The sequence below is a fragment of the Acidovorax sp. Leaf160 genome, from assembly GCF_001424265.1.
Lineage (GTDB): Bacteria > Pseudomonadota > Gammaproteobacteria > Burkholderiales > Burkholderiaceae_C > Paracidovorax.
Genome location: NZ_LMOV01000003.1, coordinates 67,656 through 83,447, shown reverse-complemented (window position 1 = coordinate 83,447; position 15,792 = coordinate 67,656). Strand labels below are relative to the sequence as shown.

Below are 15,792 nucleotides of genomic sequence, written 5' to 3'. Positions count from 1 at the left end.
ATCACCGCTTACTTGCGGTTTCATGCAAGTGAATGCCCCGTCTCCTTCCTCTACCCGCCAGCGCGCCGTGCTGGGCCAGATCGCCGACATGGACCTGCGCCTGCTGCAGGTGTTCAAGGCCGTGGTGGAGTGCGGCGGCATGGCCGCGGCCGAGCTGGAGCTGAACATCGGCACCAGCACCGTCAGCCGCCATGTGAAAGACCTGGAAACGCGCCTGGGCCTGACGCTCTGCCGCCGGGGCCGCGCCGGCTTCGCCCTGACGCCCGAGGGCCAGCGGGTCTATGACGAAACACTGTGCCTGCTGGCCGCCGTGCAGGGCTTTCGCGACAGCGTGGACGGCATCCACTCGCGCATGGGCGGGCAACTCGCCGTGGCCGTGTTCGACAAGACGGCCAGCAACCCGGCCGCCCGCATCAGCGAAGCCATCGCCGCTTTCACCCGGCAGGCGCCCGACGTGCATTTGCAGATGCACGTCGCCTCGATCAACGCCATCGAGCGCGGCGTGATCGACGGCACCTACCAGGTCGGCATCATCCCGGCGCACCGCGCATCGCAGAGCCTGCGCTACACCGACCTCTTCGGCGAAACCATGCTGCTCTATTGCGGCGCCGGCCACCCGCTGTTCGGCGCCGACCATTCGGCCCTGGACTGGGACGCGCTGCGAACGCACCCTTTCGCCGGCCTGGGCTACCACTCGCCCAACATGGAACTGAGCCACCAGGCCCACCTGACCCGCGCGGCCACCGCGTTCGACCAGGAATCCATCGCCACGCTGGTGCTGTCCGGCCGCTACCTGGGCTTCCTGCCCGACCACTATGCCGAAGCCTTCGAGCGCACCGGCCGCCTGCAGGCCGTGCGGCCCGAGGCGTTCTTCTATCGGTGCCAGTTCGTCAGCCTGGTGCGGCGGTCACCGGCGCCGACGCGGGCGGCACTGGCCGTGGCGCGCAGCCTGGCCGAAGCGCACGGCGTTGCCCCGTGAGCCGATCGATCTGCTCCCGGGCCGCCCTGACTCAGTTCGCTGCACTTCACTTCACTTCACTGCACCGGCACCACCAGCGCGGGTGCACCGAATTCGATGAGCCTGCCCTGGCTGCGCGCTATGTACTGCTCCCAGAATTGACGCAAGGCGGTCATCGTCTTCGGATCGCGGTACACCCCACTGTCCTTGGCCGCGCCCGAGGAGTTTTCCTGGACCAGACCGGCGCCCAGCACGAACACCCGGGCGCCTCCCAAGTCTGCGAGCATCTGCCCCGCTTCAGCCTTCTTGATTTCTGCCGGCACGTCCAGTTGGCGGACGTTCCGATGGCCATAGAAGCTGCTGATGCCCGAGTTCTCCAGCATGTCGGACACCAGAAAGAGGATCTTGTCCTGGGCTGCGGATTGCCGGATGCGGTAGGACAGCTCACGCATGCTGCCCATGACGTCGGATTTCGCGTATTCCGGGCTGATGCCGGACAAAGCCTTGTTCAACGCCACCGCCGCCGCATTGCGGCCGAAATCGCGTTGCTTCGCCAGGCAGGCATCGAAGCTGTGCAGAAGCTTGACCCCGATGTCGTCGCGCACCTTGGCGGGCAGCGCGGGCTCCAGCGTTCCGGCGCTGAGCACCTCCAGATAGCGGCCCTGGCCGAATGACGAGAAAGTCGCGACGACGAATGCCGTGCCAGGTTGGACCAGGCGCCCGACGTTCTCCCGGACCGTGTTTTTCAAGGTGGCGTCGAGCGGTGTCGTCTGATCGATCAACACGAAAAGCTCGGTGGACAGGGGCGGGGCCGGGACCCCGACCTTGATGGAGCCATAGCAGCTGGGGATGTCGTTGGACACACCCGCCATGGCCGCCGAGGCCAGGCAGAGCCCCGCGACCGCCACGCACGATTGCAGCCATTTCGCCATGGGTACGTTCCTCAAAACAATTCGTCGACAGCGACTGTTGCCGCCGCGGCCCTCTGCGCCTTGCGGTCCTTGAGCCACGCCTGCAATCCCGCATCGCTTCTGAGGGCGGCGGGCAGCGACAGGAAGTACTGCTTTTCCGCCTCCGCGTCGTCCAGCCTTTCGAACTCTGCCTTCACCGTGCTCAGGCTTTGCACCACAGGTGCTGCAGGTGCTGCAGGTGCTGCGGGCACTGCGGGTTCGGCCGCAAGCGCCTGCGTGGGCGTGGGGGCCTCGGGCCTGGGCATGGCGACGGGTGCGCTCACGGCGGCGCTGGCAGGAGGCGCCACCGCTGTGTTGATGCCGCGGATCAGCTGGCCGGTCTGATCTTGCTGTTCCAGCAGGTAGTCGTCGAAGGTCTTGTGCAGCTCCAGCTTGGTGTGGGAATTCCTTTCCAACCGCTGCTGGAGATCTTTCATGCGCCCGTTGACCAGGTCGCGCAGGGGCTGGAAATACGCGAGGTAGTCCTCGTAGGTGGAGAAACCGCCGAGGGACTTGTGCGCCGCGCCGGACTCTCGCCCCGCGAAACCATACTTGTAGCCGGCGCCCATGCCGACGATCTGGGTCACGACGAAGATGAAGCCCAGCATGGCGAATGCGGCAAGCCCTTCGTCCGTCATGGCCTGGGTGGCTTCCGTCTTGGCCTTGCGGTCTGCCTTGCCCTGTGCCGCAGCGACTTCGTCCGGCAGAACAGGCTGGGCGAAGGGGTTGCCTGCGGCGGGCTGCTCGAGCGTGGCGGACTCGCGGATCATCTCGCCTTCCATGTTCTTGACCCGCATATAGGTGGAAACGATGGCGATGAATGCGATGGCGATGATGGCGATGATGCCGGCGGCGTAGCTGCCGACGTCGTGGGAATGCTTGGCGACCCGGTTGATGGTCTGCTTGAAATCAGGCGAGCCGTCGTCCTGTCCTTGGTTCTTGTTGTTGAGCGAGATGGTTTCTACGGCGTATTCCTGGCTGCCCTTTTCCTTGAACCGCGCAAAGCACGATCGCAGCAGCGACGTGCGGTAGTACTGGTGCCCAGCGTAGTGGGTCAGGGCCACGAGGATCACGCACAGCACCAGCACGATGGCGAACATCAGCAGGGTGTGTGTGTTGGCGCTGCCTTCGCGGGCCATCCACGAACCCAGAAGGTAGGAAAAGCCGAGACCCTCTGCAATCACCAGCACGATCAGCAGAAACCACACCCACATCGGAGTCGGAGTGCGGCCCAGGTCGGCGGCCTTGCGCAGATATTCGATGCGTTGATCGAACATGTCGCTCTTCATGAGCGCGACGAACGGCTTGTAGATGCCGCAGAGTTTTTCCTCTGCCCGCAGCCAGCCGGCTGAACCCTGCGTCCTGTCCTTGGACAGGCGCGCAATGCTGCCGATCAGCGGGAAGGTCACCCAGAAGTCGCGCAGCCAGAGTCGGAATCGGTAGTTTGAAATATAGGCAGACCACAGTGCCGCGATGGCAATGATTCCGGCAATGATCTGCAGGTTGGCTGTTGCGAATTCGGTGATGGATTCCATCGTGCACCCCTCTCTCTGTGTGTTGATTCTGTTTTGCTTACTTGGCCAAAGTGGGCGCAAAAGCCACTTGGTAATAGTCGCCTGCGCGCACGTAGATCAGATTGGATTGCGGGGCCGCACGCGGGGCGTCTTTGGGAATGACGATGTCCATGCACTGGACCGGGCCGCCGACAAACACCCGATAAAGAAGCGCCTTGTCCCCTTGATAGGTATTGACGTCGGGGTTGGCCCTGAAGTCAGCCTTGGCCTTGGCATCCCCCTTGTAATCCTGGTAGATCAGCAGATCGGGTTTCCGAGCCGGCGAGCCGCCGTCGCGCAATACGGCGACGTTGTTCAATGCCACCAGATGGCCGTTGACGAATGCGGTCCAACTGGAGTCGTAGACCCCGGGTAGATAGTCCGAAGTGCGCAGGCTGGCCAATTGCTGGGTGCTGAGCGACTTCACCCCGTTGGCGACCCGCGGGCGATCCTGCAGGCAGCTTCCCAGTGGCGCCGTGTCGTTGGCATAGGCGCTCGAAATCAACGACAGCGGCGAGGCTGCCTTCTTCATGCCTCCGATATCCACCTGCATCGCTTGGTTCGTCACCGGCGAGCCGCCGAAATTCAGCACGGGGCCCCGCTGGCTGGTCACCGCAGCGGGCTTGGCGACCGGGGCCGCGTCGGCCGTGATGGCTCGTGCGGACGAGGCGACCGCCGGGGCCGTCGGCGCGGCGGGTGGTGGGCTGCTGGTGCTTCGGCCCTGGCTCTTTGGCACTGGCCCGCTGGCCGGCCGGGCCGAGGTCGAGGGGGGCACTGGCTTGTCCGATGCCGCAGGAGCGTGCGCCACGGCGGCGGAGCCGGCTGGGGCGTCGGCCGGGCGGTAGAACGCCATGTTGGGGCGCCGGTTCGCCAGATACGCCGCCAACGCAGCGTCATCGCTGAGGTCGATGATTTCGACGCGGCGATTCTTCGCTCGCCCGGCGTCGTCCTTGTTGTCCGCGATCGGCAAGGTTTCCCCAGCGCCCTGATAGAAAATCTGGGCGCTGGAGAATCCCTTGCTTTCGAAGATGCGGGCGACTTCCCGGGCCCGTGCTTCGGACAGCTCGGCATTGCCTGCCGATGAGCCGGTGTCATCGGTGTGACCGACCAGCAAGATGCGCATGGCATCACGGCGCTTGCGAGACTCGCCGGCCGTCTGGCCGGCTTCGATGCGGCCGTAGGCGTCTGCCATTTCCCCGAAGGCCTTGATGCCGGCTGCGGTCGGCCGGGCGGCGCCACTCGTGAACTGTTCGCCGCGGTCGATGACGGTCACGCTCATCCCCACCGCTTCGGTGTTGTCGCGCGCCTGGGCGCTGGACTCGGGGGTGGCGGCGACCTGAGAGGCCGCAATGTTCTGGACGACGAGATCGAGGCGGTTGTTTCTGGCGATGGTAGCCAGCTCGCAGCGCCTGCGATCCATGTCATGGCCGATCGTCCCGCCGATCAATCCACCTGCGGCTGCGCCGATCAGCGTGCCGGCTCGCTTGTCGATCTTGTGCCCGACGATGCCGCCGATGAGCGTGCCGGCGATGAGCCCGATGTTGCGAGCGTTGTTGGCGCACGGATCGTCGCTGGCGAAAGTGTCCTTGAGCAGGCCGCCGCCGCCCTGCGTTGTCTGGCAGCCTGTCGCCGTCACCAGCAGCGCGGCGGTGAACAGCACGGTGCCGGCGCGCTGTTTGCGTTGTGAAGCCCGTTCGGCGCGCGCAGCGGCGCTTCGGAAAGCGTATTTCCTCATCACATCCCTCTCCCCTGTATCTTTTATGGTGAGGATGTTACTGCACGTTAGTGGCTCTGGTGCGTGCGAGCCGTCGCGATCCGTCGCGATCCGGCCGTTATCCGCCCAGCTGCCCGGGGTGAGCGGAAATCTGCAGCCGCAACGTGCAGGGCTGGGAACATGGCTGGCTGCCGGGTGTGGCGCTGGCCTTCATGCGGCGGTGGGCTCAGTCGACCTGATACGCCAGACGCGTGGACGTGCGAGGCTCTGCGCATAATCCTGCGTCTTCGCTCCTTTTTCAGCGGATTTCCACCATGCCTGCCGTCACCGCAATCACCGCCGTCACCGGCGTCGCCTCTTCCGGCCTGCGCGCGGCGCAGTTGCGCATGGACACCGCAGCCCACAACACCGCCAACCTGAACACGCCCGGTTTCCAGCGCCAGACGGTGACCACGGAAGCCGTGGACGGCCAGGGCGGGGTGGCGGCCCGCATCGGGCGTGCCGCGCAACCCGGTGTGTCGATGGAGGCCGAAGCGGTGGAGCAGATCGCCGCGACCTATGCGTTCAAGGCCAGCCTGCAGGTGCTGCGCACCGACGACCGCATGAAAGGCGCGCTGCTGGACGAGCGCGCCTGAGGGGCCACAGCGAAGGGCGCGCGACCAGCCAGCCAGCCCGCCCGCCCGCGGCGGCAGCGCGGTGGGCCGCTCAGCCCGCGCTCGCCAGCCGGGCCAGCCGTTCCATCAACCAATGGCCGAAGGACATGGCCTGACCTCCGGCTCAGGCGGGCAGGGCGCCAGCCTGTGCCGAACGCCGCCGTTCCGCCGTTCCGCCGCCCGGGCCCAGGCCTTTTCATGGAAGAAATACGCCACGGCCTGCACCGTGGGCTCCAGCAGGCTGAGGGTCAGCGAGGCGACCAGGTTGCCGGTGACCGCATAGGCCACCAGCGCGGCCACGCAGATGTGGATGAGGTAGTAGCTGCCGGTCTTCATCAGGGTCGGCAGGTTCTGGAGGGTGGCGGTGCGCAGGCGGGACATCGTGGGGCTCTCCGGCAAGATCATGGGTGCGTGAAACAGATGGATGAATGCTAGTGATTCGCATCTGATCCGGCCAATTGATTGCCTGCAACGCCGCGATAGCGAGGCCCCCTGGCGCGCCACCCGGCTCGCTATGATGGCTGCCGGTTCTGCCGCCTCACCCCTCTTTTCATCCATCCACGCAACGACCGGGAGCGTTCACATGGCCCTCATGGACTTCATCAAGAAGCAGTTCATCGACATCATCCAGTGGACGGAGGAGGGCGACGGCACGCTGGCCTGGCGCTTCCCGATGGCCGACATGGAAATCCAGAACGGCGGCACGCTGGTGGTGCGCGAGTCGCAGATGGCCATCTTCGTCAACGAAGGCCAGGTGGCCGACGTGTTCGGCCCCGGCACCTACAAGCTCACCACGCAGACGCTGCCGGTGCTGACCTACCTGAAGAACTGGGACAAGCTCTTCCAGTCCCCGTTCAAGAGCGACGTGTACTTCTTCAGCACGCGCCAGCAGGTCGACCAGAAGTGGGGCACGCCCCAGCCCATCACCATCCGCGACAAGGACTTTGGCGCCGTGCGGCTGCGCGCCTTCGGCAACTACGCCTACCGCGTCGCAGACCCCAAGCTGTTCCACACCGAGATCTCGGGCACGCGCGCGTCCTACCCCGTCTCCGACCTGGACGGCCAGCTGCGCGGCCTGGTGCTGCAGAACATCAGCAACGCCATCGCGGGCAGCGGGCTGCCGTTCCTCGACCTGGCGGCCAACCAGGTCATGTTCGCCAATGCGCTGGCCCAGGAGCTGCAGCCGGCCTTCGCCAAGATCGGCCTGAAGCTGGAAAGCATGACGGTGCAGAACGTCTCGCTGCCCGAAGAGCTGCAGAAGGTGCTGGACCAGAAGATCGGCATGGGCATGGTCGGGGGCGACATGGGCAAGTTCATGCAGTACCAGACGGCGCAGGCCATTCCGAAGTTCGCCGAAGGCTCGGCGAATGGCGGCAGCGGCATCGCGGGCGACGCCATGGGCCTGGGCGCCGGCGTGGCGCTGGGCCAGGTGCTGGCGCAGAACCTGCAGCAGGGCCTGCAGGGTCAGCCAGCCGCAGGCGCGCAGGCCGCGGCCCTGGCCGGCGCGCCTGCGCAGGGCGTCAAGCCCGAAGACGTGATGGCCACGCTGGAAAAGCTGGGCGAACTCAAGGCCAAGGGCATCCTCACGCAGGAAGAGTTCGACGCCAAGAAAGCCGAGCTGCTCAAGAAGCTCGTCTGACCCCTCTCACGGTCTGCTATTAAAAACATAGCTGAAGGCGCTTGATTCACGGGCGCTAGAGGCCAAAACACTTCAAAGAACCCTCTCCGCATGGCCGAAAGCGGCACCCAGCGGCACTACCGCGCCCCTTGCCCGGGCTGCGGCGCGCCGGTTGAATTCAAGAGCGCGCAGTCCCCCTACGCCGTCTGCCCGTACTGCCAAAGCACGGTGGTACGCAGCGGCGAGGTGCTGACGCGCATCGGCAAGATGGCGGAGCTGTTCGACGACCACAGCCCGCTGCAGCTGATGGCCACCGGCCGTGTGGCGCTGGGCGGCGCCACGCTGCCCTTCACGCTGATCGGCCGGCTGCAGTATCGTGGCGACGCCGGCACCTGGACCGAGTGGAACGCGTTGCTCGAAGACGGCACCACGGCCACGCTGGGCGAAGACAACGGCGCGTATGTGTTCACCCGCCCGGCCGATCTGGAACGTGAGGTGCCGGCGGCCGATCAATTCCGCGTCGGCATGACCACCGCCGTCGCCGGCAAGCCCTTCAGCGTGGCGGCCAACGTGCAGGCGCAGCTGGTTTCGGCGCAGGGCGAGCTGCCCAAGCTGCCGCCGCTGGGCCAGGGCTTCACCGTGGTCGAGCTGCGCAGCGACGACGGCGAGGTGCTGTCGATCGACTACGGCAGCCAGCCGCCCAGGGTGGAGCGGGGCCGGTCCTTGCGGCTGGAAGACCTCCAGCTCCAGGGGCTGAAGGACGAGTCGGCCAGGAACGAGCAGGGCCGGCAGTTCAACTGCCCGAATTGCGGCTCCCCGGTGAGCGTGAAGCTGGACTCCACCCAAAGCATCACCTGTCCGGCCTGCCGCAGCCTGATCGACCTGACGAGCGGCATCGGCGGCGAACTGCGCCATGCCGAGCAGGACGAGCCCGTGCGCCTGTTGATCCCTCTGGGCAGCGTGGGCCAGCTCGAAGGCGTGCACTGGCAGGTGGTGGGCTTTCAGCACCGCATGGGCGTCGAGCCGGGCGATGACGAACACTTCGGCTGGAGCGAATACCTGCTCTACCACCAGAAGCGGGGCTTTGCCTTCCTGGTCGACGCGACCGACGGCTGGAGCCTGGTGCGGCCCGCCACCGGCGCGCCGCAGCTGTCGCAGGGCGGGCAGACCGCCACCTACCTGGGCACCGCCTACCACCAGCAATACGGCTACAACGCCGAAACCACCTATGTGCTGGGCGAGTTCTACTGGCCGGTCGAGCGCGGCCAGCAGACGTTCAACCGCGATTTCGCCAGCAGCGGCCGCGGCGTGCTGTCGATGGAGCAAACCCCGCGCGAGATCACCTGGTCGGTCGGCAACAAGCTCGACGCCGCCACCGTGGCGCAGGCCTTCAAGCAGGACGGCCAGAAGGCTGCCTTCGACCGGGACGACGCGGCGCCCCTGGCCGCGGCCAGCGGCATCGGCTGCGGCACCATCATCGTCATCGCCGTCATCCTGATCATCGTGCTGGTTCTCATGAGCAACTGCTCGGGCTCATCGGGCGGCGGCTACCGCAGCTCGGGCGGCTCGTTCGGTGGCTATTCCAGCGGCGGGGGGCACAAGTGACCGCGCCCCGGCACCGCGGCCTGCCGGCAGCGCCGTGCCTCTGCGTGCCTCTTTGTCTGCGCCTGCGCCTGGGCCGGCGTCGGCATCTGTCTTTGTGTTCGTCTTCACCTGAAGGAGGTTTCCACCATGGCTCTTGAATGGCTGCGGCCCGCCGCGTTTTTCGGCTCCATCCTGTTCGCGCTGGTCGGCGTGCTGGTGTTCTGGATCAGCTTCATCATCATCGACAAGATCACCCCCTACGACCTCTGGGCCGAGATCGTCGTCAAGCAGAACAAGGCGCTGGCGATGGTGGTGGCCGCCATGTGCCTGGGCATCAGCGTGATCGTGGCGGCGGCGATCCACGGCGGGTAGGGCCGAGGCCTCGCCCGCCGCACGGCACACCGCCGCGCCGGCTCCATCTCATCCGATCGAGACAGGAAAATGAATAAGAATAGTTCTCGTTAGCAGTTACAATTCTGCGCTTTCTGATACGGGCTGCTCCTCTTGAGCGGCCCGTTGCACTTGCAGGAGCGCATCTTGAGCAACAACAACCTATTACCGACGGCACCGCACACCGTGCCACTGCGGGCCGTGTCCCGCGCCACGGCGTTGCTGGCGGGGCTGGCCTGCGCCGCCGCGGCCGCCGCGGCCACCGCGGCCGACGCCCCACCTGTCCCGGCTGCAGACCCGGCGGCTGCGGCCCCGGCGACCACCCCGGTATCCGCCCAGGTGATGCCGACCGTCCATGTCTCCGGTAGCCAGTACGACCCCGACGACGTGCGGCCCGAGGGGGTGACCACCGCCACCAAGACCTACATGGCACCCAGGGACATACCGCAGACCATCGATACGCTGGAAGTCAACAAGTACAAGAGCTACGGCATCAACGACCTGGCCACCATGCTCGACGGCGTGCCGGGCGTGAACACCAGCTACGACATGCGCGGGGAGGGCGTGATGATCCGGGGCTTCCAGGCCGACGCGGGCGACATCTACCGCGACGGCGTGCGTGAAAGCGGCCAGGTGCGCCGCAGCACCGCCAATGTGGAGCGCATCGAGATCCTCAAGGGCCCCGCCTCGGTGCTCTACGGCCGCAGCGCCGGCGGCGGCGTCGTCAACCTCGTCAGCAAGCAGGCGCGGTTCGACGCCAAGAGCAGCGTCACGCTGCGCGGCGGCTCCTGGGACAACGTGGGCGGCACCATCGACATCAACAAGGTCATCAATTCCAACGTCGCCGTGCGCCTGACAGCCGACCGCGAACAGGCCCACAGCTTCCGCAGCGGCATCCGCAACAAGAACGAGATGATCTCGCCCAGCATCTTGGTGGACAACCGCCAGGGCCTGCGCTGGACCGGGCAGTACACCCATGACAACGTCTGGCGCGTGCCCGACCGCAGCCCTGCTTACGACCAGATGCCGGCGGGCGTGTCGATCCGCCAGGGCTTCGCCCAGCCCGGCGACTATGTCGAAGACCGCCTGCGCGTCTGGCGCTCCGATCTGAGCTATGACTTCAATTCCGCCTGGAGCGTGCGCTGGGTCGCCAGCCGCCGTGAGGCCGACCAGGACTTCGACCACTACTACCTGGGCACCTATTGCAACGCCCAGGGCCGCACCTCCGCGGGCGCCGCCTGCAGCTACCGGGGCCAGGTGCGCCAGAGCTACGCCTGGCAGCAGACGGCCAACAAGACCACCTCCAACACGGTGGACCTGACCGGCCGCGTCCATGTCGCCGGGATGCAGCACGAGCTGCTGGTCGGGGTGGAACACAGCGAGGAAGAACGCGCGCCGCGCCTTTTTTCCACCGCCACCAGCAACGGCTACGTCGATCCGTTCAACCCGGTGTTCAACGCCGTGCGGCCCGCGCAGGGCGCTCCTACCCAGCACAACCTGCACATCGGCAAGGGCAACGCCCTCTACGCGCAGGACCTGATCCACCTCGCCCCGCAGTGGAAGGCGCTGCTGGGCGTGCGCTACGACAGCTACACCTTCGAGAGCACCAACCGCCTGAACGGCTTTCAGCGCGACACCGACGGCCACTCCGTCAGCCCGCGCGTGGGCGTGGTGTGGCAGCCGGTGCGCGACCACAGCCTCTACGCGTCGTGGAACAAGAGCTTCTCGCCCTACGGCGGCCGGGGCGTACTCAGCGTGGATACCAGCGCCGCCGCCGTTCTGGACGAAGCGCCGCAGCACTCGCGCCAGATCGAGCTGGGCGTCAAGAGCGACTGGCTGGACGGCGCCTTGTCCACCCAGCTGGCGGTCTACGAACTGGAGCACTACAACATCCGCTACCGCCCGGAACCCGACCTGGACCCCTACCGCTTTGCCATGCGCGGCAAGGAGCGCTCCCGCGGGCTCGAATTCAGCGCCGCCGGCCGCGTAGCGCCATCGTGGTACGTGCGCGGCGGCGTCGGCCTGATGAGCGCCCAGGTCACCGAAGACGCGAGCGTGCCCGCCAACGTGGGCAAGTACCTGCCCAATACCGCCAAGCGCAACGGCAACCTGTTCCTGCGCTACGCTCCGGCGGGCGCCTGGTATGGCGAAGTCGGGGTCACCCACACCAGCCGCCGCTACACCAATGCACTCAACACCGCCACCGTCCCCGGCTACACCCGCTGGGACGCCCTGGTCGGCTGGCGTGCCGCACCGTGGACGGTGACGCTGGCCGTGTCGAACCTGCTGGACAAGGAGTACTGGCGCTCCAACGCCATGCCCGGCGCGCCGCGCAGCTTCTTGCTGAGTGCGAACTACCAGTTCTGACAGCTCCATCGCGGCGGCGGACGACAGCGTCAGCGGCGTGCGTCGTGGCTGCCGCGCCGCCGCGACGAGAGGCCACTGCGCCGCGCGAGTAGGCGGCACAATGGCGGGCTTTATATATCCCATGGCCCTTGCCGATGCGGGTCGCCCGGTGCTCCCCGTTCGGTTTCCGGCCAGGTATGCCTGCCCGAGTGAAAGCCAGCATCGACACCGTTCGGCGCGGCTCTTCGCAGGGATGAATGCTCTGTTGTTCATAGCTGACTGCGTTTGTGTGTAAGTAAAGCGCTGGTGTTCAATTTCCCCCCAACCGCTCCGGGACCTGTGCAATGGCTTTACCCACCTCTCTGGAAGACTTGGCGCTGCTGCGCGAAACGGTGGAGTTGGAGTGCAAGCTGGCCCACGGCCAAAATGGCCAGGGCGAGGTACCCAAGGATTTTTGGCCTATCTATTCCGCCATGGCCAATGCCTACGGCGGCGTGGTGCTGCTGGGGGTGCGAGAGAAGAACGGCGTGTTCGCCGTAGCGGGCATTCCCCATCCGGCAAAGGTGCGGGCCGATCTCTTCAACACCCTGAACAATCCCGGCAAGGTCAGCGCCAACCTGCTGACCGATGCAGACGTGCAGGAACTGGTGCTGCAAGACTGCACGGTGCTGCGGGTGCGCATTCCGCAGGCCACGCGCAAGCAACGGCCGGTGTTCTTGAACGGCCAGCCGCTGGGACACACCTACAGGCGGCTCAACGACGGTGACCGGCTTTGCGATGAAAAAACCGTCAAGCGCATGCTGGCCGAGCAGGTGGAAGATGAACGCGACGCCCGCGTCCTGCCGGGCTTCGGCATGGACGACATCGATGGCGAGAGCCTGCGCATCTACCGGCAAATGCTCAAGGACGAGCGGCCGGGGCATCCCTATCTGGAGCAGGAGGATTTCGAGTTCTTGACCAGCCTGCGCGGCTGGCGGCGTGACCGCCAGACGGACAGCGAAGGATTGACGTTGGCCGGCCTGCTGATGTTCGGCACATGGGCCGCCATTCAGGAGACTGCGCCGCATTATTTTCTGGATTACCAGGAGCGGCCCGAAGCCCGGGCAGAACCCACCTGGATGGACCGGCTGGTGCCCGATGGCTCCTGGACTGGCAATCTGTTCGAGTTCTATCGAAGGGTCTACCGCAAGCTGGTGGCGGATCTCAAAGTGCCCTTTTCCGTGAAAGACGGGCAGCGACAGGACGACACCCCCGTGCACAAGGCCTTGCGCGAGGCGCTGGTGAATGCCTTGGTGCACGCCGATTACACAGGCCGGGTGTCGGTGCTGGTGGTCAAGCGGCCCGACATGTTCGGGTTCCGCAACCCGGGCGGCCTGCGCCTGCCCATCGAACAGGTGATTCGTGGTGGGGAGAGCGACTGCCGTAACCGCATCCTGCACCAGATGTTCCTGCTCATCGGCCTGGGTGAGCGGGGTGGCTCCGGCATGCCTCGTATTTATGGCGGCTGGCGCAGCCAGCATTGGCGGCCGCCCTTGCTGTCCGAGAAGTCGGAACCTGAGCAAACCCTGTTGGCGCTGCACATGGCGGATCTGCTGCCGGACGAGGTTGTGCAAGGCCTCCGTGCGCAGTGGGGCGAGCGCTTCGATGCCCTCGATGCGCACTCTCGCCTGGTGTTGGCGACCGCCGCCATGGAGCGCACCGTCAGCCATAGCCGTTTGCTGGAGTTGTGCGATGCCCATTCCCATGACCTGAGCGTCCTGCTGGCCCGTCTGGTGCGCCAGGGCATGCTGGTTTCCGACGGGCGAGCCAGGGGAACGGTGTACTACCTGGCGGGCGCTGCCCTTCCGACGCCCGAGGATGTGTTCAGCGGCCCGCTTCTGCCTGCCAAACCGCAAAGCGCTATACCCGAACGCGGGCGCTTCCCTTCGTTTACCTGGGCTGCCAGTCAGCGACGTGCTGAACCTTCGGAGCTCGGCACCGAACCTTCGGAGCCCAGCTCCGAACATTCGCAGCGGCAGCAGGGGCGGCGCGATGCCCAAGGGCGATTGCTTTCGAACCTGCTCGACGCACCTGTGATCGACGACTTGGGCGTGCTCACACCAGACTTCCTTGCGCATTTGCAGGTGCTCGCCGCACCGGCGCGATCCGGGCGTTTGGGAGCCGATCGCATGCAGCAGGTCATTTGCGCCGTGTGCCAGGGCCACTATGTCACCCGTGCCGTGCTGGCCAAACTCCTGGGCCGCAGCCCCGATGCGCTGCGCCAGTCGCACATCAGCCCCATGGTGCGCAGTGGTGTGCTGGAGCTGGCGTTTCCCTCGCGCCCAACCCATGAGCAGCAGGCTTACAGGACGGGAACGCCCTGAGGCCGGTGGCATGAACCAACTATGTTTGAGAGGGTGAGGACAGCATGACGGCTCCATTGCATTCCCCTGCGCCGGCCCCCACCCCCCGCCCCATCGACATCGCCCTGCTCGCCAGCGTCTTCGTCATCGCCGCCTGCGGGCTGCTCTACGAACTGGCGGCGGGGGCGCTGGCGTCGTATGTGCTGGGCGACTCGGTGCTGCAGTTCAGCACCGTCATCGGCACCTACCTGTTCGCGATGGGCGTGGGCTCGTGGCTGTCGCGGTACTTCGAGCGCCAGCTGCCGGCGCACTTCCTGCGGATAGAACTGCTGGTGGCGCTGATCGGTGGGGCGCTTCCTGCGATTCTTTTCGTAGCGAACGCCTACGTGCCCGGCGCGTTCCGCGTGCTGCTCTACGGCATGGTGTTCGCCGTGGGCACGCTGGTGGGGCTGGAGATTCCGCTGGTCATGCGCATCCTGAAGCGCAACGCCCAGCTCAAGGACCTGGTCTCCCAGGTGCTCACCTTCGACTACCTGGGCGCGCTGGCGGTGTCGCTGGCGTTTCCGCTGCTGCTGGTGCCGCATCTGGGGCTGGTGCGCACGGGGCTGCTGTTCGGCGTGATGAACGCGGCCGTGGCCGTGTGGGCGCTGTGGCTCTTCCGGCATGAGCTGCGGCGCTGGCGGGCGCATGCCGTCGCCTGCGCAGCGGTCACCGGCGCGCTGCTGGCAGGGCTGGCAGGCGCGGAGCACATTACGCGCTTTGCCGAAGACAAGTTCTACCAGGACCGCATCGTGATGAGCAGCGCGTCGCCCTACCAGCGCATCGTCGTCACGCAGGGCAAGGCGGGGCACCGGCTGTACTTGAACGGCAACCTGCAGTTCGCCGAGCGCGACGAATATCGCTATCACGAGGCGCTGGTGCACCCGGCGATGGCCGCGCAGGGCGCGCCGAAGCGGGTGGCGGTGCTGGGCGGTGGCGACGGCATGGCGGTGCGCGAAATCCTGAAATACCCGTCGGTCGAGTCGGTCACGCTGGTGGAGCTGGACCCGGCCATGACGCAGCTGTTCAGCCAGAACCCCACGCTGACGCAGCTCAACGGCCACGCGCTGGCTGACCCGCGTGTGCACATCGTCAACACCGACGCCTTCCAGTGGCTGCAGCAGGGGAAGGACACCTTCGACGTGATCGTGGTGGACTTTCCCGACCCCACCAACTTCGCCATCGGCAAGCTCTACACCAACAGCTTCTACGCGCTGCTGGACCAGCGGCTCGCGGCCAGCGGCTATGCGGTGGTGCAGACCACCTCGCCGCTGGTGGCGCGCCAGAGCTTCTGGACGGTGGTGCAGACCATCGAATCGGTGGGCCTTTCCGCGGCGCCCTACCACGCGCATGTGCCCAGCTTCGGCGAATGGGGCTTCGTCATCGCCAGCCGCCGGCCGTGGCGGCTGCCCGGCGCGCTGCCTGCTGGGCTGCGCTTTCTCTCGGCACCCACGCTGCCGTTGCTGTTCGACTTCCCGCTCGACATGGCGCGGGTGCCGGCCGAGGTGAACCGGCTGTCCAACCAGGTGCTGGTACACACCTACGAACAGGAATGGGGCCGGGTGGCGCACTGAGCCGCCGGCTGCGACGGGCGCCCTGCTTTTTTCGGACGGGAGCGCTGCTTGCCGCACGCTGCCGCCCAAGC

The 15,792-nt window shown here is 66.4% G+C and carries 12 protein-coding genes; 8 read left to right on the top strand and 4 right to left on the bottom strand.

Annotated features, from left to right (window positions below; all coding sequences use genetic code 11):
- Positions 1-22: 22 nt before the first annotated feature.
- Positions 23-979, top strand: coding sequence for a LysR family transcriptional regulator (locus ASF94_RS03390; RefSeq protein ID WP_056661570.1), 957 nt, complete (start codon positions 23-25; stop codon positions 977-979).
- A 56-nt stretch (positions 980-1,035) separates the two neighbouring features.
- Here ASF94_RS03390 and ASF94_RS03385 read toward each other — a convergent pair whose 3' ends face one another.
- Genes ASF94_RS03385 through ASF94_RS03375 form a run of 3 tightly spaced genes read right to left on the bottom strand, consistent with a single transcriptional unit; the run spans position 1,036 to position 5,196 of the window.
- On the bottom strand, positions 1,036-1,890 hold the full coding sequence (locus tag ASF94_RS03385) for a hypothetical protein (protein ID WP_056661566.1): 855 nt from the start codon (positions 1,888-1,890) through the stop codon (positions 1,036-1,038).
- An 11-nt stretch (positions 1,891-1,901) separates the two neighbouring features.
- On the bottom strand, positions 1,902-3,503 hold the full coding sequence (locus ASF94_RS21530; protein ID WP_200933006.1) for a hypothetical protein: 1,602 nt from the start codon (positions 3,501-3,503) through the stop codon (positions 1,902-1,904).
- Positions 3,481-5,196, bottom strand: a complete 1,716-nt coding sequence (locus tag ASF94_RS03375) for an OmpA family protein (protein WP_082492958.1) — start codon at positions 5,194-5,196, stop codon at positions 3,481-3,483. The genes ASF94_RS21530 and ASF94_RS03375 overlap by 23 nt, the downstream gene beginning before the upstream one ends.
- Positions 5,197-5,489: 293 nt before the next feature.
- Between ASF94_RS03375 and ASF94_RS03370 the strand changes: the two genes are divergently transcribed.
- Complete coding sequence (locus ASF94_RS03370; RefSeq protein WP_082492957.1) at positions 5,490-5,810, top strand: flagellar basal body protein; 321 nt, start codon at positions 5,490-5,492, stop codon at positions 5,808-5,810.
- A gap of 105 nt (positions 5,811-5,915) precedes the next feature.
- Here ASF94_RS03370 and ASF94_RS03365 read toward each other — a convergent pair whose 3' ends face one another.
- Positions 5,916-6,209 (bottom strand): DUF2061 domain-containing protein, encoded by a 294-nt coding sequence (locus ASF94_RS03365; protein WP_082492962.1) that lies wholly within the window; start codon positions 6,207-6,209, stop codon positions 5,916-5,918.
- Between the two features lie 202 nt (positions 6,210-6,411).
- On the opposite strand from ASF94_RS03365, the gene ASF94_RS03360 reads away from it, so the two are divergent.
- The 6 genes from ASF94_RS03360 to ASF94_RS03335 all read left to right on the top strand — a co-directional run bounded on the left by ASF94_RS03360 (position 6,412) and on the right by ASF94_RS03335 (position 15,721).
- The gene (locus tag ASF94_RS03360; RefSeq protein ID WP_056661558.1) at positions 6,412-7,467 is read left to right on the top strand and encodes an SPFH domain-containing protein; all 1,056 of its coding nucleotides are present in this window, start codon (positions 6,412-6,414) and stop codon (positions 7,465-7,467) included.
- A 90-nt stretch (positions 7,468-7,557) separates the two neighbouring features.
- Entirely contained in the window at positions 7,558-9,051 is a 1,494-nt protein-coding gene (locus ASF94_RS03355; protein ID WP_056661555.1) for a DUF4178 domain-containing protein, read from the top strand.
- A gap of 126 nt (positions 9,052-9,177) precedes the next feature.
- Positions 9,178-9,402, top strand: coding sequence for a DUF350 domain-containing protein (locus ASF94_RS03350; protein WP_056661552.1), 225 nt, complete (start codon positions 9,178-9,180; stop codon positions 9,400-9,402).
- A gap of 165 nt (positions 9,403-9,567) precedes the next feature.
- Entirely contained in the window at positions 9,568-11,787 is a 2,220-nt protein-coding gene (locus ASF94_RS03345; protein ID WP_235505245.1) for a TonB-dependent siderophore receptor, read from the top strand.
- A 323-nt stretch (positions 11,788-12,110) separates the two neighbouring features.
- Complete coding sequence (locus ASF94_RS03340) at positions 12,111-14,129, top strand: RNA-binding domain-containing protein (protein WP_056661549.1); 2,019 nt, start codon at positions 12,111-12,113, stop codon at positions 14,127-14,129.
- A 44-nt stretch (positions 14,130-14,173) separates the two neighbouring features.
- On the top strand, positions 14,174-15,721 hold the full coding sequence (locus ASF94_RS03335) for a polyamine aminopropyltransferase (protein WP_056661546.1): 1,548 nt from the start codon (positions 14,174-14,176) through the stop codon (positions 15,719-15,721).
- Positions 15,722-15,792: the final 71 nt, after the last annotated feature.